General features: G+C 67.4%; 14 protein-coding genes. 4 read left to right on the top strand and 10 right to left on the bottom strand.

What is annotated here, in order from left to right:
• Positions 1–163 precede the first annotated feature (163 nt).
• The gene (locus tag AC1RHV_RS06440; protein WP_492300140.1) at positions 164–2,539 is read left to right on the top strand and encodes a DNA internalization-related competence protein ComEC/Rec2; all 2,376 of its coding nucleotides are present in this window, start codon (positions 164–166) and stop codon (positions 2,537–2,539) included.
• Positions 2,540–2,558: 19 nt separating this feature from the next.
• On the opposite strand, the gene AC1RHV_RS06435 is transcribed toward AC1RHV_RS06440, so the two are convergent.
• From AC1RHV_RS06435 to AC1RHV_RS06415, 5 genes are all read right to left on the bottom strand, one after another.
• Positions 2,559–3,542, bottom strand: coding sequence for a Bug family tripartite tricarboxylate transporter substrate binding protein (locus AC1RHV_RS06435; RefSeq protein ID WP_492300139.1), 984 nt, complete (start codon positions 3,540–3,542; stop codon positions 2,559–2,561).
• 45 nt (positions 3,543–3,587) lie between these two features.
• Entirely contained in the window at positions 3,588–4,676 is a 1,089-nt protein-coding gene (locus tag AC1RHV_RS06430) for an isocitrate/isopropylmalate dehydrogenase family protein (protein WP_492300138.1), read from the bottom strand.
• A gap of 70 nt (positions 4,677–4,746) precedes the next feature.
• Complete coding sequence (locus tag AC1RHV_RS06425; protein ID WP_054456212.1) at positions 4,747–6,195, bottom strand: NAD-dependent succinate-semialdehyde dehydrogenase; 1,449 nt, start codon at positions 6,193–6,195, stop codon at positions 4,747–4,749.
• 34 nt (positions 6,196–6,229) lie between these two features.
• A complete protein-coding gene (locus AC1RHV_RS06420; protein WP_492300136.1) occupies positions 6,230–7,453 on the bottom strand; it encodes an iron-containing alcohol dehydrogenase in 1,224 nt (407 codons plus the stop codon).
• A gap of 31 nt (positions 7,454–7,484) precedes the next feature.
• On the bottom strand, positions 7,485–8,480 hold the full coding sequence (locus AC1RHV_RS06415) for an Ldh family oxidoreductase (protein ID WP_119451253.1): 996 nt from the start codon (positions 8,478–8,480) through the stop codon (positions 7,485–7,487).
• 128 nt (positions 8,481–8,608) lie between these two features.
• Between AC1RHV_RS06415 and AC1RHV_RS06410 the strand changes: the two genes are divergently transcribed.
• Positions 8,609–9,331 carry a GntR family transcriptional regulator gene (locus AC1RHV_RS06410; protein ID WP_119451254.1) on the top strand — a complete coding sequence of 241 codons (723 nt, stop codon included), beginning with the start codon at positions 8,609–8,611 and terminating at the stop codon, positions 9,329–9,331.
• Here AC1RHV_RS06410 and AC1RHV_RS06405 read toward each other — a convergent pair.
• Positions 9,328–10,239, bottom strand: coding sequence for a TonB family protein (locus AC1RHV_RS06405; protein WP_492300134.1), 912 nt, complete (start codon positions 10,237–10,239; stop codon positions 9,328–9,330). The two genes, AC1RHV_RS06410 and AC1RHV_RS06405, sit on opposite strands and share 4 nt — an antisense overlap.
• A 63-nt stretch (positions 10,240–10,302) precedes the next feature.
• A complete protein-coding gene (locus AC1RHV_RS06400; RefSeq protein WP_492300800.1) occupies positions 10,303–11,190 on the bottom strand; it encodes a LysR family transcriptional regulator in 888 nt (295 codons plus the stop codon).
• Between AC1RHV_RS06400 and AC1RHV_RS06395 the strand changes: the two genes are divergently transcribed.
• Both AC1RHV_RS06395 and AC1RHV_RS06390 read left to right on the top strand, forming a co-directional pair.
• The gene (locus AC1RHV_RS06395) at positions 11,161–11,502 is read left to right on the top strand and encodes a hypothetical protein (protein ID WP_166738284.1); all 342 of its coding nucleotides are present in this window, start codon (positions 11,161–11,163) and stop codon (positions 11,500–11,502) included. The genes AC1RHV_RS06400 and AC1RHV_RS06395 overlap by 30 nt on opposite strands.
• A 119-nt stretch (positions 11,503–11,621) precedes the next feature.
• Complete coding sequence (locus AC1RHV_RS06390; RefSeq protein WP_192492073.1) at positions 11,622–12,740, top strand: porin; 1,119 nt, start codon at positions 11,622–11,624, stop codon at positions 12,738–12,740.
• 32 nt (positions 12,741–12,772) lie between these two features.
• On the opposite strand, the gene AC1RHV_RS06385 is transcribed toward AC1RHV_RS06390, so the two are convergent.
• Genes AC1RHV_RS06385 through AC1RHV_RS06375 form a run of 3 tightly spaced genes read right to left on the bottom strand, consistent with a single transcriptional unit; the run spans position 12,773 to position 15,958 of the window.
• Complete coding sequence (locus tag AC1RHV_RS06385; protein WP_492300132.1) at positions 12,773–14,122, bottom strand: four-carbon acid sugar kinase family protein; 1,350 nt, start codon at positions 14,120–14,122, stop codon at positions 12,773–12,775.
• A complete protein-coding gene (locus AC1RHV_RS06380) occupies positions 14,119–15,396 on the bottom strand; it encodes a ribulose-bisphosphate carboxylase large subunit family protein (RefSeq protein WP_119451258.1) in 1,278 nt (425 codons plus the stop codon). Before AC1RHV_RS06380 ends, AC1RHV_RS06385 begins: the two co-directional genes overlap by 4 nt.
• 22 nt (positions 15,397–15,418) lie before the next feature.
• Positions 15,419–15,958, bottom strand: a complete 540-nt coding sequence (locus AC1RHV_RS06375; RefSeq protein WP_175162222.1) for a VOC family protein — start codon at positions 15,956–15,958, stop codon at positions 15,419–15,421.
• Between the last annotated feature and the right edge of the window lie 9 nt (positions 15,959–15,967).

Below are 15,967 nucleotides of genomic sequence, written 5' to 3'. Positions count from 1 at the left end.
CGGCGGCACCCTGGCTGCGCTTGCGCCCAGCCGAGGTGGGCAAATCCGGTCACTCCCATGCCCATGCGGCAATGCATGCGCCTACGCTCCCCGGTTTTGGGAGATCGCTATCACTGGCCGAATTTTCTGCGTCGCGTTCGTGGCTGGCGCGGGACTGGTCCAGGTGTCCCCGCGGCTGCCCGGCGCGGGCGCCGCATGGTGGCTGGCAGGGGCTTGCCTGCTTGGGCTGGTTGCCTGCCTGCGCTCGCGGTCTGGTCTGGCGCGCCAGCTTGCCGCCTTGATGCTGGGCGTGTGTGCGGGTTCGCTGAACGCCAGTCTGCAAGCCCAAGCCAGGTTGGACGATGCGCTGTCGGATGAGCATCAGGACGCCGTGTCGCGCCTGGCGCTGCGCGTGGCCAGCCTGCCGGATGGCGGCGAGCGAGGCCAACGCTTTCTGGCCGAACTGGATGAGCCTGCGCCACCCGGCATTCCCTCGCGCATTCAGGTCTCGTGGCAGGCGCCGCCCGGCCCGCAGGCGCTGATTCCCGAAATCAAGCCCGGCCAGGTCTGGCGCATGGCGCTGGTGTTGCGGCGTCCGCACGGCTTGTTGAATCCAGCGGGGCCGGATGTGGAAGGGCGCCTGTTCGCGCAAGGGATACGGGCCGTGGCTACGGTGCGCGGACAGCCCAGGCTGCTGGCGGACAAGCCCTGGGCGACGCCGGGCATCGCGATAGAGCGGGCGCGCCACAGCGTGCGGGAGGGTTTGCGCGCGGCCTTGGGGGAACATCGCTATGCGCCAGTGATGGTCGCCCTGGCCATCGGCGATCAGGCCGGCGTCGCGCGCGAGGACTGGCTGCTGTTCAACCGCAGCGGCATCACGCATCTGGTGTCGATCAGCGGCATGCATGTGACCTCGATAGCGGGCATCGCCGGGCTGTTGGTGGCAGCGTTCTGGCGGCGAGGGCGCTGGCGCGGCGCGGGGCTGGCCGAGCACGTGCCCGCGCGCGTGGCGGGCGGGGCGGCGGCCGCGCTGGTCGCACTGCTGTATTGCCTGCTGGCGGGCTGGGGCGTGCCGGCGCGCCGCACGTTCTTCATGCTGTCGGTGGTGCTGGCGGCCGCGGTGTCGCGTCTGCCGCTGTCGGGCGGCCGGGTGCTGGCATGCGCGGCTGCGGCGGTCGTGGCGTTGGATCCATGGGCGCCGGTGTCGCCGGGATTCTGGCTGTCGTTCGGCGCGGTGGCGGTGCTGTTGCGCATCGCAGATGCGCCGGTCGACCGCGAAGCCGGCTGGCGCCGGCGCTGCTCGGCCAGGCTGGCGCAAGCGGTACGCCTGCAGCTGATGGTGACCGTGGGCCTGACGCCCTTGCTGGCCTACCTGGTGCATCAGGTGTCGTTGGGATCGCCGTTGGCCAATGCGGTGGCGATTCCCGTCGTGACCTTCGTCGTGACGCCGCTGGCTTTGGCGTGTGCCGCCTTGTCGGTCTTGCCGGGGGCGCAGGGGCTGGCCGAGTTGGCCGGGCTATGGGGCCTGCAGGCGTTCGACCTGGTCATGGCGCCGGTGTCCTGGGTGGGCAACGCGTCCTGGGCCAGCGTGCCGGTTGCGGCGGCGTCGTGGCCCTGGCTGCTGATGGCCTTGGCGGGCATGGTCTGGGCGCTGCAGGTGCGCGGATGGCCGGGCAGGCATCTGGGATGGCTCTGCATGCTGCCGTTGCTGTTTTGGCGGCCCGACCGGCCCGAGCAAGGATATTGGCGCATGAGCGCGATGGATGTGGGGCAGGGTAGCGCCATCCTGGTAGAGACGGCCAGCCAGGCCTTGCTGTTTGACGCGGGGCCGCGCCATTACGGCGGCAGCGACGCGGGCGAACGCGTCGTCGCGCCGTTCCTGCTGGCGCGGGGTATCCGGCGGTTGGACGTGTTGGTCCTGTCGCATGCCGACCTGGACCACGTGGGCGGATTGCGCGCGGTGCTGGCGGCGGTTCCGGCAGGGCGCAGCTACGCATCGTTCGATCTCGCTGCGTTCCTGCGCCGCGATATCCGGATGTGGCCGCAGGCGGGCAGCGCCGCGCCGCCGTTGCCCGCCGATATGGGGCGTTGCCGGCGCGGCATGAGCTGGGAGGTGGACGGCGTGACATTCACCTTCCTGAACCCCGCGGATGCCGGCGGCAGGAACGGGCAGGGCCGCAATGCCGATAGCTGCGTGTTGCTGGTGCAGGGGACATCGCATGCGCTGCTGCTGACGGGCGATGTGGGCGTGGCTCAGGAAAATGCGCTGGCCCGGGTATTGCCCCGAGTCGACGTGGTGATGGCGCCGCATCACGGTTCGGCATCGTCCTCGGGCAGGGACTTGGTGGACGCGTCCGCAGCCGGCCATGCGATCGCACAGGTGGGCCATTTGAACCGTTTTCGCCATCCGGCCCGCGCGGTGGAACTGCGGTGGACGCGCGCGGGCGCGGCGTTTTGGCGCAGCGACCGCGATGGCGCGGTGATGGCGACTTCAGGCGCTGGGGGTCTGCATGTGTGGGCTGAGCGTGAACGCGGGCGGCGGTATTGGCATGGGCGCTGACTGAGGCCGCCCGCGGCGTTCAATTGGCGCCGAGCAGGTTCGCGCTCTTGACCAGCGACGATACGCGTTGCGAGTCGCGCTTGAGCAGATCGGAGAATGCGATGGGGCCGCGTTCCTGTGCGGCAGGCGCTTGCGCCGCCAATTGTTCCAGACGAGTCTTGAACTCTGGGGTGTCTATTGCCTGCGACAGGGCGGCGGCCAGTTTTTCGACCACAGGCTGCGGCGTGCCAGCCGGCGCCACCAGGCCATTCCAGATGGCCAGATCGAACTCAGGCAGTCCGCCCTCGGCAAAGGTGGGGATGTCCGGACTTTGCGCCAGGCGCGCGGTTCCGGTCACGGCAATGGCTTTGACGCGCTTGTCCTGATGCAGGGGCAGCATGGTCACGGTCTGGTCGATGACCCCGTCGATCATGCCGCTCATCAGGTCGGTCAGCGCGGGACCTGTGCCGCGATAGGGAATGAGTTCGCCGCGTGCGTCGGCGAAGTGCAGAAACATGGCCTCGGCCAGGTGCGCCGTGCTGCCCGGCCCGCTTGAGCCCAGGTTGAGCTTGACGGCGTTCACGTCGCGGATGCGCTTGAGCATGGCGGGCAGATCCTGGATGCCGCTCTTGTTGCTGACCGACAGCACCATGGGCACGGTCGCGACGACGCCGATGGGCGCCAATTCTTTTTGCGGATCGTAGTTGGCCTTGGGATGCAGATGCGGCAGGATCGCCAGCGACATGTTGTTGAAGGCCAGGGTGTAGCCGTCCGGTGCGCTCTTCTGCAGCTTCTGCATGCCGATGAGGCCGCCGGCCCCGCCTGAGTTTTCGACGACCACCGTCTGGCCCAATTGCTTGGACAGCGAAGTGGCCACCAGGCGGCCCAGCGTGTCGCTGGTGCCGCCGGGCGCGAAGGGCACGATGACCGTGATGGCGCGGCTGGGATAGTCCTGGGCGGCGGCCGGAGCGGCAAAGGCTGCCGCGGTCAGGGCGGCGCACAGGAAGGGGGTGATGCGTAGCATGGGGTGTCTCCTCGTATTTTCTTTTCTAGGTGGGGGGCCTTGCCGTCAGCGCGACAACGCGCGGCAGACGGCCTGGGTCATGTCGGTGCAGCTTGCCGTGCCGCCCAGGTCGCGTGGCACGTGGTCGCCTATGGCGAGCACCTGTTCGACCCCGCGCTCGATGCGTTGCGCGGAATCGGAGAGCGCGGCATCGGCATGCTTGTCGCCCAGCCAGCGCAGCATGAGCGCGCCCGACAGAATGGTGGCCAGCGGACTGGCGGCGTTCTGGCCGGCTATGTCGGGCGCGGATCCGTGCGCGCCCTGGAAGAGCCCGTGGGTGTCGCCCAGTTCTGCAGACGCCGACAGGCCCATGCCGCCTATCGTGGCGGCGCCCAGGTCGGAAATGATGTCGCCAAACATGTTTTCCGCCACGATCACGTCATAGAAATCCGGCCGCTTGAGCATGTGCACTGTGATGGCGTCGGCATAGGCGTAATCGATTTCGACGTCGGGATAGCTGGCGGCCACGTCATCGCAGACCGCGCGGAAGAAGGCGTAGGTGCGCAGGATGTTGGCCTTGTCGCACACCGTGACGCGGCGCTTGCCGTCACGCGGCGCGCCGTTGCGCTGGCGCGCCAGCTCAAAGGAAAAGCGGGCGACGCGTTCGATGCCCTTGCGGGTGACGACGATGGTGTCGGTCGCCACTTCATCGCGCAGCACGATTCCGCCGCCGCGGCTGGCGTACAGGCCTTCGGTGTTTTCGCGCACGATGACGTAGTCGATCTGTCCCGGCTTGAAATTCTTGAGCGGCGAATCGACGCCCTGGTACAAGCGGATCGGGCGCACGTTGGCGTACAGGTCCAGCCGGAAACGCAGGCGCAGATGCAGGTCGTTTCCGACTTCGGTGCCGTCGGGGTAGGTCACGCCCGGCATGCCGGCCGCGCCGTGCAGGATGGCGTCAGCCGCCTTGCAGGCTGCGTAGGTGTCGTCGGGCAAAACCTGGCCCGACCTGACGTAGTGGTCGGCGCCGCCGTCGTAGCTGCTGAATGAGAGCAGGTCGGCGCCGCAGGCTTCCTTCAGTACGGTGATCGCCGATTGGCAGACCTCCGGACCGATGCCATCGCCGTCGATGGTCGCAATTTCATACTTAGCCATGTGTGGCTGTCTCCTCGTGAGGGTTTTGCAATCAGAGGGACGGCCGCGCCCGGGACGCGGCCGTCAGGGCTTACCAATTGGTGGATATGTACTTGGCTTCCATGAACTCAAGCAGCCCATGGTGCGCGCCTTCGCGGCCCAGGCCGCTTTGCTTGACGCCGCCGAAAGGCGCCGCGGGATCGGATACCAGGCCGCGGTTCAGGGCGATCATGCCGCTTTCGATGCGTTCAGATACGCGCAGTCCGCGCGCCAGGTCGCGGGTATAGACGTATGCGACCAGCCCATACTCCGTGGCGTTGGCCAAGGCCACGGCTTCGTCCTCGGTATCGAACGCCACGATGGGCGCCACGGGACCGAAGATTTCCTCGGCAAGCAGGTCGGCGTCGGCGGGCACATCCACCAGCACGGTGGGCTCGTAGAAGTGCCCGGCGCGGTCCAGCCGCTTGCCGCCGGCCTTGATCCGCGCACCCTTGGCGACGGCGTCGGCCACCAGCGATGCCACCTTGTCCACCGCGCCCGCATTGACCAAGGGGCCGCATTGGGTGCCGGGATCGACGCCGTCGCCGGTCTTCAGCGCGGCCATGCGCGCGGCGAAGCGGGCGCTGAATTCCTCGACTGCGCCGCGCTGCACGTAGAAGCGATTGGCCGCCGTGCAGGCTTCGCCGCCGTTGCGCATCTTGGCGATCATGGCGCCTTCGACGGCGGCATCGATGTCCGCGTCGTCGAAGACCAGGAACGGCGCATTGCCGCCCAGCTCCATCGAGCAGCTGATGACGGAATCCGCCGCCTTGCGCAGCAGCACGCGGCCCACTTCCGTTGAACCGGTGAAGGAGAGCTTGCGCACGCGCGGATCATCCAGCACCGCGTTGGCGAACTTGCCAGCCGAGGAGGTCGTCAGTACGTTGACCACGCCCGCAGGCACGCCGGCTTCTTCCAGCAGGCGCATGACGGCGTAAGCGGTCAAGGGGGTCTCGGTCGCGGGTTTGAGGATGCAGGTGCAGCCGGCGGCCAGCGCGGGCGCGATCTTGCGGGTTGCCATGGCCGCGGGGAAGTTCCACGGGGTGACCAGCAGGGCGATGCCTATGGGCTGGTACTGCACGATGATGCGGCTGGCGCCGCCGGGCGATACGCTGATGTCGCCATTGATGCGCACCGCCTCCTCGGAAAACCATCGGAAGAACTCGGCGGCGTAGGCGACCTCGCCGCGCGCGTCCGTCAACGCCTTGCCGTTCTCCTGGGAAATCAGATGTGCCAGATGGTCGGCGTCGCGGACCATCAGTTCATAGCACTTGCGCAGGATTTCGCCGCGCTGGCGCGCGGGTGTAGCTGCCCAGCCTGCGGCAGCGCGCGCCGCTGCGTCCACGGCCGCGGCGGCGTCTTCGAGCGTGGCGTCCGCCACGCTGGCGATTACCTGCTCGGTCGACGGGTCGTACACGTCGATGCGACGGCCCGAGGTGGAGGCGCGCCAGGCGCCGTCGATGTAAAGGTCTGTAGACAGCTTGTTGGCCTCGATGGTCATGCGTCAGCTCCGGATGTGGGTGGAAGGCGGGTTATCAAGATGCGCGAAACGAGCCGCGTCCCGCGTAGGCGGCGGCCACGATGGCGGCGATGCCGTCCTGGTCCAGCGGTCGCGGATTGTTCGTGACCAGGCGCGCGGCCAGCATGGACTGCGCGGCGATCCATTCGAGCTGGTCGGCGCGCACGCCCAGTCCAGCCAGCGTTGCAGGGATGCCGATGCGCGAGAACAGGTCGTAGACATGGCGCGGCGCGCGGGCGGCGAGGCGCGCGGGATCGGTTTCCGTGTCCCCCATCGCCATAGAGATGGCCGCATAGTCCGCGCTGCAGGCCGTTGCGTTGAAATCCATGACATAGGGCATCAGGGTCGCCACGCCTGCGCCGTGCGCCGTGTGCGTCAGCGCGCCGATCGGGTACTGGATGGCGTGGGCCGCTGCGGTGCCCGCCACGCCGAAGGCCTGGCCAGCGGCAAGCGCCGCGGCCATGACCTGGCCCCTGGCATGAAGGTCGGAGCCGTCGTCGACGGCGCGGGGCAGATAGGACGCGAGCGCGCGGATGGCAATCAGCGCCTGCTGGTCGCTGAAGGCGTTCTTGCCAACGAATACGCGCGTCTGCGCGATGTCGGCATCCGGACTGCGACGGACCGCGGTCAGGGCCTCGATGGCATGGGTCAAGGCGTCGGCGCCGGCGATGGCGGTCAGTCCCTTGGGGCAGGTCAGCGTCAGTTCAGGATCGCAGATGGCGGTGTGGGGAATCAGGTGCGGACTGGAGACGCCTACTTTCAGATCGCGGGCGCTATCGGCCAGCACGGCGACTGGCGTGACCTCGGAGCCCGTGCCCGATGTGGTGGGCAGCGCGATCACGGGTAGCACCGGGCCGGGCACCTTGTATTCACCGTAGTAATCGGAGGCCTTCCCGCCATGCGTCAGCAGCAGGCTGACCAGCTTTGCCATGTCCAGGCAACTGCCGCCACCCAGTCCGACGATTACCTCTGGCTGGAACGCGCCGTGCGCTGCCACGCATTCGTAGACGCCCTCGACGGGCAGGTCCGGCTGGGTGCGGTCGTACACCTGGACGCGCACGCCGGCGCTTTCCAGCGTGGCCAGCAGTTCGGACATTTCCGCCGTGGCGGCGAAGCGCTCGTCGGTACAGATTAGCGCGCGCTGGCCCAGGGCGGCTGCGACGCGGCCCAGCGCAAGGCGCTGGCCGTTGCCGAACAGCACGGCGCGCGGTGCGCGCATGATTCCAAACAATTCATTCATTGTGGATCCTTGAAAGGGTGTCTGGGGAAATTCAGGCGGCGCATTGCGCCAGGTCGAGGATGCGGCGCCAGACCTCGTCGGCCAGTTCGATGCCTGCATCCAGCCGCAGGCGGCGTTCGGTGCGCGCCCGATCGCCTGGCACCGCGACGGGCCGCCCGGGCAGCAGGGCAGGGCAGGCGCGGATGTCATCCAGGTAGCTCGTGACGCGGCTGGCAATCCCGCCCGACCCGGCCTCGATCGCGATGAAGACGTCGCCCTTGTTGCATATCTCGCGGGAATCCAGCGTGCCCTTGACGGCGTTGCCCAGCGCGGATGCCGTCAGGCTGGCGACCAGCACTTCGAACGCCAGGCCCAGCGCGTAACCCTTGGCTTCACCGAAGGGGGCCAGTGCGCCCGCTTTGGCAGCTTCGGCATCCGTGGTGGGGTTGCCGGCGCCGTCGAGCGCCCAGCCCGGCTCGAGTGGCCGGCCATGGTTGGCGTAGTCGTGGATCTTGCCCATGGCGACCTGGCTGGTGGCCATGTCCAGCACGAACGGTTCGTCCGCGGTGGGTACGCCGATAGCGATCGGGTTGGTGCCGATCAGGGCTTGACGGCCGCCCCAGGGATGGACCAGGGCTTCGCTGGTCGACAGGGCCAAAAGGATCTGGCCTTCGCGCGCCGCGCTTTCCGCGTAGAGCGCCAGCATGCCGATATGGTTGTTGTTGCTGACCGCGGCGATGGCGATTCCGGTCTCGCGGGCGCGTTCGCGGATCTGCTCCAGGGCCGCCAGCGCGATCACCGGCCCCAGGCCGCGTTCGCCATCCATGTCCAGGAAAGCTGGGGAGCGCCAGACGGCCGTGCCGCGGGTTTTCGGGTCGGCCACGCCGTTGTGGATGCGTTCGATGATGCGCGGCAGGCGTAGCAGGCCGTGGGACGCGCGCCCGCGCAATTCGGCTTCAAGCAGCAGGTCGGTCTGCGTCGCAGCGTGGTCGGTCGGGGCTCCGGCCAGTTCCAGCGCGCGGATGCAAACCTGCCTTGCCTCCCCCATTTTTATCGTTGTCGTCATAGTGTCGTTAAGTTGTTAAATCCGATCGGATCTGAAATACGATCTGATTTATGCTAACCTCGTAACAAATTGGACGTCAACACATAGTTGGCAAATCGGGTGAAACAACCATGACGACACTCTCTCGCGGTTCCGCAGCCGTACCCTCGACCATGCCCGCGGCCGGCCAGCGCCTGGGCGAGCGCGTGCGGTCGTTGGGCGACGAGGTCTATGAAACGCTGCTGTCGCAGCTCATTTCCCTGAAGATCGCGCCCGGCATGCGCATCGCGGTCGATGCGCTGGTGCGTGAGCTAGGCGTATCGCAAACGCCGATACGCGCCGCGCTGATCCGGCTTGAAACCGAAGGGCTGGTCGTCAAGACGCATCACGTGGGATACAGCGCGGCGCCCATGCCTACGCGCAGGCGTTTCGAGCAGATGTACGAACTGCGCTTGCAGCTGGAGCCATTCGGTGCCGGGCTGGCGGCGCAACGCATGACGGACGCGTCACTGCAGGAACTGGCGGCGCTGTCTGCGGCAATGAGCGCCCCGAGCGCCGATGATGCGCGCGTGGCCTATGGAAAATTCGCCGTGCTGGACGCGCAGTTCCACTCCTGGATCGCGGAGCAGAGCGGCAATGAACTGCTTGCCGAAGCGCTGGCCCGGCTGTACGCGCATACCCATCTGTTCCGACTGCGCTTCCACTCGAGGGTCACGGAAGAAGCCGTGACCGAGCATGCACGCATCGTGCGGGCGCTGAGCGAGCGTGATGCCGATGGCGCTCAGGATGCCATGCGCGACCACATTCTCAGGTCGCGCGAGCGCATGGCGCCGTACTTCGAAATGTTGGATTAGCGCGCGGCCGGTGCAGCCGTATGCCCGCCCAGGCTGATGCCGTCCCGTATCTTGCGGAACGCGGGCAGGCCTGCCGGCATGTCCTCGGCAGTCGCGGTGCAGCGCATCGCGACGCGCAGCGTCGCGGTATCCAGCAAGGCGTTGTATTCCAGCAGGCGCGTGCCATCCGGTCCTGCGCCCGCGGGCGCGACATAGTCGATGCCCTTGGCGCCCTGCAACTCGAAGCCGCTGCGCTGCTCGGGCGATTCGCCCTGCGCGGCCAGGATCGCTTCGGCCGCAGCCATGCGCTCGGCGGCAGAGAGCGGCGCTTCGGCGCCGGGATGCGTCTTCAGCGATTTGCGCGGCGTGCTGAAGCCGACGGCGCACAGGTAGCCGGCCGCGCCCGCGGCTTGCGGCGCGCCGTTGGCGCGGACGATCTCGACCAGCACATCGAATTCGTCGGATTTGCCGCTCTTCACGATCCGATAGGCAGCGGGCACGGTGACGCCGAATCCGCGCGTCCGGTCGGCGTAGCGGCGCTCGGCGTCGCTGGCGGGCTCCTCGATCATCTGGAACCGCACCGGCAGCATCAGGATTTCCCTGTCGGCCTGCATGTCGCTGGTGAAGGCGGGCAGCGGGCTGGCGCGCCGGACCATGCGGACCGCGGCCTTGTCGATGGCGACATACCCCGAGGAACTGGCGAGGTCCACCGCGTCGATCTTGCCGTCCCGCAGGACAGTGAGGCGCAGGCGCAGGCTTAGGGGACCGTCAAGTTCGTACGCTTCCCTGGGCATTTCCAGATGGCTTTGCAGTTTGCGCATTGCGCCAGTGGTCCATTCGGCCTGATTCGCAGGGGCGGCGGCGGAAACAGCCGCGGACGCGCAGAGGGCGATCGCTGCCATGGTGCAAGCGCGTATCGGCCAGTTCATGTGGGCAAGTCTCCTGATCGTAGGAACCCGCAAAGGCGGGCGCGTCGGCAGCATAACCCGCTGCTAGCGTGAGCAAGCAGCACCCAGGTCCAGGCTGCTGGCCAACAGATTGATGAACTCGCGCACCTTGGGCGATGAGCGCCGCGGCTGCGGGTACACGGCATACAGGTTTCGCTCCGCGGGCTGCCAATCCGGCAGCAGGGACATGAGACGGCCGTCGGCCAGGTCCTGCGCGACCAGATAAGCGGGCAGCAGTCCGATACCGGCGCCGTTCAGCGTTGCGTCGCGCAGAGTCAGGCTGTTGTTGCTGCGCAGGGGGCCGCTGACATGCACGGTTTGCTTCAGGTCGTCTCGCGTAAAGCGCCATTCGTTGTGGTTGGCGCCGCGCTTATAGATCAGGCACTGATGGCTGGCGAGATCCCGGATGTCCTTTGGGGTGCCCTGGCGTTTTAGATAGGTCGGCGCGGCGACCAGCGCCCTGGGCAGGGTGGCGATGGTCTGGGCGCCCGCCGCGAAATGCTTGGGGGTTGCGCCGATATACAGCGCGACGTCGATGTCTTCGTCCGCCGGGTCGAGATACTTGTCGTTGAGTGTCATTTCAACGGTGACCTCGGGAAAGATCGCGGTGAATTCCGTGATCAGGCGGCCCAGATCCGCCGCGCCGAAGGCGATCGGCGCGCGCACCTTCAGGATGCCCCGTGGCGTGGTCTGTACCTGCCCCGCGGTGCGTTCGGCTTCTTCCACATCTTCGAGGATGCGGGTGCATTTTTCGTAGTAGGTCTTGCCCGCATCGGTGAGCACGATGCGGCGAGTGGTGCGCGCAAGCAGCGGCGTGCCTATGTGGTCTTCCAGCGCAGAAACGTTCTTGCTCACCGAGGCGGTGGACATGTTCAAGCGCGTTGCAGCGATCGTAAAGCTTCCATGTTCGACGACCTTGCAGAAGACATTCATTGCGACCAGGCGATTCATATTCTTTCCCGCAACGAAACCGTTTATTTCCGGCGCGACCCTTTAATTGCGGGGTTTGGCGATGTCAATATCGCGGCTGATTATAGCGACGGAGACAGGCGTGGCACAGAAAAGAACAGACGCTTTGGTGCAGTCGCAAGGGGCGGGAAGGATGAGCAGGAATGTCTTCCTCCAATACGCGGGAATCAGTCCGATATCGACGCGGGAGTAGTAGGCATAAGCGGGGAATCCTGGCATTGGCGACGCAGGATCAGGATCTGCATGGCACCGAAGAAAACTATCTGGCAAAGCTGACCAACCTGTAGTCCGAGGCCGTTCGAGCACCGGTTCGCGTGGCGCCGAGAGTTGCAGTGTCCTGGGGCTGGCCTATTGCCGGCCACGGCAAACATAACGATTTTCAAAGGGGGTGGTTCATGAAGTATGGAAAGCAATACAGGAAGTGTGGCAAGCAATTCAAGGTCCCGGCGATGTGCGCGGCATTGGCTGTCTATGCCGCGCACTCGCCTGCGGTGTTCGCGCAGTCCAGTCTCAAGTTTTACGGAATAGCGGACACGTATATCGAGTACAAGAGCAACAACATCGATAACAAGAAGCGCGGCGCGTCGGCGGGGCGATCGTCTTCGTCCGGCGGATCCTCGATGCGGATGGGCTCCGGCGGTTTGTCGGGTTCCCGTTGGGGTATGCAGGGAGTGGAGGACCTGGGTGGCGGGATGCAGGCTGTTTTCACGCTTGAAGGCGGCTTGAATACGCATACGGGAACCATGGCCGAGGAGGGACGGCCGTTCAACCGCCAGGCTTTCCTGGGTCTGAACAGCCCCTACGGCATGGTGACTTTGGGAAGGCAATACACCAGCATGTTCAGCCTGTTGTTCCCGATGGTGCCTCAGGCCTACGCGCCGGCCTACGAGCCTTCGGGGGCTCTCTTGGGTGGTGTGCGTCACGACAACTTGGTCAAGTATCGCGTCGGGACGGGGGCGCTGTCGGCGCAGGCGCATTACCAGCTCGATGATGCGGCGGGCACGCGTTATCAGCGGTCGGCCTGGGGCGGGGGAGCGAGCTACCTGTCCGGCCTGTTTGGCCTGGCGGCAGTCTACGACGAGGCCGGCGGCGCAAAGCCGACAACCGCGTCGAACCGGCTGCGCAAGCTGGCCTTGAGCGCTTCCTACGCGCCGGATCCTTGGCACCTGACGGCGGGCTACCGCTGGGCGCAGGACAAGACGGCCCGAGGCAGCTTGAACCAGCGCGACGACATGTGGTGGATCGGAGTCGGGTACCGCCTTTCGCGGGTCCTGCAGGTCACTGCCGCGTTTTACTACGACGACGTGAAGGCCGACGCAGGGGGAGGAAATCCGCCGAATCCCAAACAGCATGTCTTGCAGCTGCTTTACAGCGGGCTGTCCAAGCGCACAGACCTGTATGCGGTCGGCGCCTATGCGCGTAACTCCGCGCTGAACTTTGCGCCGCTTGCCACGCTACCCCCGGGCAAGGACAGCCAGGCCGCCCTGGCGCTAGGCATCCGGCACAAGTTCTGAGGGCATGGCGCGCCGTGGCGCGTCATGCCGGCTCAGGCCGCTCCCGACGCCAACTCATCGAACAGCAGATCGCCGCCCATCTGTCCGCCCTTGAGCATCAGTTCAATGCCGTCGGTCACAGGGTCATCGCTGCGCGTCAGGCTGACCGTCACGCCGGGCGCCAGCACGCAGCGGAACGCCAGGCCCCAGACGCCCAGGGCCAACGTCGCCTGGCTGGAGGTGTCGCCGCCGGCGATGCCGATGCGCGACAGGGGCGCGCCGGCTTGCGCGCTGGCGCGCACGATATCCGCCACCAGTTGACCGGTGGCGCGGGCGGTCGCGGCGGTCTGATGGGGTGCAAGGAGCTGGGCGGGCCGGTCGGTGTGCGCCAGCACGTTACGCCCCTGGGCCAGCGTGGCGGCGGCCAACTGGGCTTGCTGGGCGGCGTAGGCTGGGTCTTGCAAGAGCCGTTGCGCCTGCAGCGGCTGGAGCTGGTATTGCCGGCACGCGGCGATCTGCCTGGCCGTGACCGGAGACAGGCTGCCGGCGACCGCCAGCACGGGACCCGAGGCCGGTTGCAGCGGCGCGGCTGCGGCGCTGCCGCCGCCGGCTGGCGTGGCACGGGCCAGCGCCTGCTGCACGCTGCTGGGGCCGACCGCCAGTAACGGCAGGCAGGACGCCGCGCGCCAGATGAGCCGGCCGATGATGGCCAGCTGTTCTTCGTCGACCAGGTCCAGCAGCAGCGGTCCGTCGGTGCTTTCGATGACCTGGTCGATCCAGTCGTCCAGCAGCGGCGCATCCGCCGCCCGCCGCAGCCGCGGGTAGGCCGTGTGCGGCAAGGAGCGGATGTCCGCCAAGCCTTGCGCCGCCAGGTGCAGGCGCAGGTCGGCTTCGTGCATGGGAGTGACGGGATGCGCGCTCATGACCGGATGGCGGTCGATGCGATGGATCTCGGGCGCGGACCCCGCGCGCGCGAACAGCTGGGCGAAGCTGCAATAGCGGCCGATGCTGGGCTGCCCGCCCACGATAGGCACCAGCGGGTTGGGCATGTGGCGGCGCAGTTCGCGCACGGCGGCGCCGATGCTGCCCACGTGCGGCGCGCTGTCGAAGGTGGAGCAGCACTTGTAATGCAGAACGCGCACGCCCGCACCCGCCATGTAGCGGCCCACGGCCTGCAGTTCGGCCTGCATTTCGGCTGGCGCCATGCCGCGCGCCGCGCCGGCGATGCCAATGGCGTCCAGCGGTCCGGCGCGGCGCAGCTGGTCCGGCGTCGGCACGCCCAGGAACAGCAGGCTGCGCAGGCCGGCGCGCGCGGTTTCGGCCAGCGTATCCGTGGCGCCGGTGAAGTCGTCGCCGTACCAGCCCAGCCGCGGCCGCGTTGCGTCTTGCGCCGCTGAACTCATGCGCGGCTGCCGAAGAACTCGATGGCGCGCCGCAGTTCCGGGGCGTTGCGCGCGTAGTCTTCCAGGCGCTCGCCGTCGCGCATGGCCTGCCAGGCCTGGCGGATGCTGAGCACGCCTGCGGCGGGTCCGTCCGGGTGGGCGAGGATGCCGCCGCCGGACATGAACAGCAGATCGTCGCTGCGCACGGCGGCCCAGGTGGCGGGCACGGTGCCAGCCCATTGGCCGGACGAAAACGCCGGCATGACGGGGTCATCGATCCCGGGAGTCAGCGAGGCCAGGCAGTCGCGCGCGGACTCGACGACTTCGGCGTCTTCCTGGGCGAACTTGCCTTGCAGGCCGTGCACGTGCATATGGTCCACGCCGGCCAGCCGCCATAGCGTCTGGTAAGCCTGGAAGCCCACGCCCAGCATGGGGTGGCGCGACAGCGCGCCGTAACCGTTGCGGTGGCCGTGCAGCGCCAGCGGGGTGCTGCGTCGCAAGGTCTGGATGGCCGAGTAGCCGCAATGGTTCAGGCTGGCCATGACGCAGGAGCCGCCTTCGCGTTCGATCAGGTCGGCGTGGCGGCGCATGGCGTCGGTCTCGTCGCTGATGTTGAACGCCACCATGACCTGCCGTCCGGTGCGCTCGCGGTGCGCGCGCACCACCGCCATGACGGCGGCGACGCGTTGCGCCAGCGGCGCGTGGGCAGGGTTGGCGCAGACCTCGTCGTCCTTGATGAAGTCCACGCCTGCATTGCACAGCTGCGCCGCCAGATGCGCGGTCTGCTCGGGCGACAGGCCGACGTTGGGCTTGATGATGGTGCCTACCAGCGGGCCATGCGCCACGCCGGTCAGTTGCCGCGTGCCGGCAATGCCCGCGCGCGGCATGTCGAACTGGGCGCGGTAGTTGGCCGGCAGTTCCATGCTTTCCAGGCGCAGGCCCGTGACTTCGCCCAGGTCGTACAGGTTGCCGCCTACCGTGGCCGCCAGCGTCGGCAGGTTGGCGCCGACGTTGGCGACGGGAAAGGCGATGCGCACGCGGGCGCGCTGGCAGCGGCCAGGCATGCCGCCCGGCTGCCGCGCCAGCCAGGCGTTGGGCAGGCTGGGCGCGGATGCGGACTCCAGGGGTTCGATGGACTCGATCCGCGCCCGGGCGCGGGCGCGCAGTTCGTCGGTTTCGCCCTGCACCCGCGTGAAGGTGCCGCAGGATTGCTCGCCAGCCATGATCTCCGCGACCTTGCCGGGGTCCAGCGGGGTTTCGATCAGGTAGGTGGCGGTAAACGATTGGGAATTCATGGCGGAGGTGGCAGGTAAGGGATCAGATCCGGTTCAGATCGGGGAAGGGGCGCACGGGGTCCTTGCCGTCCCAATCCCGGGCGCTGTCGCGGATCAGGTCGAACAGGCGGCCCTTGGGACCGGCCACTTCGGACAGCTCGATCACGGTGCCGGGGTGGTACTCGGTGTCGAAGTAGATGAAGCGGCCTTTCTCGCCCACTTCGCCGCTCATCTTGGGCTTGAAGCCCTGCGCCAGCAGGCGCTCCAGGTCGGCGTCGTAGCTTTCGGTCCAATAGGCCACGTGCTGCAGCCCGGTGCGGCCGGCCTGCAGGAAGTCGCGGTACATGGAGGGCACGTCGTTGCGGGTCTGGATCAGCTCGACCTGCACGAAGCCGGAATTCGCCAGCGCCACCGAGTTGTGCGGTTCGTGGCGCTCGCCGTCGTACTGGTAGTTCACGATGGGCACGCGCGGGTTGTAGTACCAGGGCCCCACGCCCAGCGTGCTGCTCCAGTAGTCCATGGCGGCTTCGATGTCGTGGACCACATAACCGAGTTGGCGGATTTCGCCCAGGAAACGACTCATGATGGATTC

The organism is Achromobacter sp. GW823-FHT04E03 (genome assembly GCF_058796095.1).
Note: the sequence above shows the minus strand (reverse complement) of the source record. Positions and strands in the feature narration are given on the sequence as shown.

Bases quoted from the DNA above. Each gene is read 5' to 3' on its own strand.
- AC1RHV_RS06435 (WP_492300139.1), bottom strand. From the start codon at position 3,542: ATGCTACGCATCACCCCCTTCCTGTGCGCCGCCCTGACCGCGGCAGCC.
- AC1RHV_RS06430 (WP_492300138.1), bottom strand. From the start codon at position 4,676: ATGGCTAAGTATGAAATTGCGACCATCGACGGCGATGGCATCGGTCCG.
- AC1RHV_RS06425 (WP_054456212.1), bottom strand. From the start codon at position 6,195: ATGACCATCGAGGCCAACAAGCTGTCTACAGACCTTTACATCGACGGC.
- AC1RHV_RS06420 (WP_492300136.1), bottom strand. From the start codon at position 7,453: ATGAATGAATTGTTTGGAATCATGCGCGCACCGCGCGCCGTGCTGTTC.
- AC1RHV_RS06415 (WP_119451253.1), bottom strand. From the start codon at position 8,480: ATGGGGGAGGCAAGGCAGGTTTGCATCCGCGCGCTGGAACTGGCCGGA.
- AC1RHV_RS06410 (WP_119451254.1), top strand. From the start codon at position 8,609: ATGACGACACTCTCTCGCGGTTCCGCAGCCGTACCCTCGACCATGCCC.
- AC1RHV_RS06405 (WP_492300134.1), bottom strand. From the start codon at position 10,239: ATGAACTGGCCGATACGCGCTTGCACCATGGCAGCGATCGCCCTCTGC.
- AC1RHV_RS06395 (WP_166738284.1), top strand. From the start codon at position 11,161: ATGTTCGACGACCTTGCAGAAGACATTCATTGCGACCAGGCGATTCAT.
- AC1RHV_RS06400 (WP_492300800.1), bottom strand. From the start codon at position 11,190: ATGAATGTCTTCTGCAAGGTCGTCGAACATGGAAGCTTTACGATCGCT.
- AC1RHV_RS06390 (WP_192492073.1), top strand. From the start codon at position 11,622: ATGAAGTATGGAAAGCAATACAGGAAGTGTGGCAAGCAATTCAAGGTC.
- AC1RHV_RS06385 (WP_492300132.1), bottom strand. From the start codon at position 14,122: ATGAGTTCAGCGGCGCAAGACGCAACGCGGCCGCGGCTGGGCTGGTAC.
- AC1RHV_RS06380 (WP_119451258.1), bottom strand. From the start codon at position 15,396: ATGAATTCCCAATCGTTTACCGCCACCTACCTGATCGAAACCCCGCTG.
- AC1RHV_RS06375 (WP_175162222.1), bottom strand. From the start codon at position 15,958: ATGAGTCGTTTCCTGGGCGAAATCCGCCAACTCGGTTATGTGGTCCAC.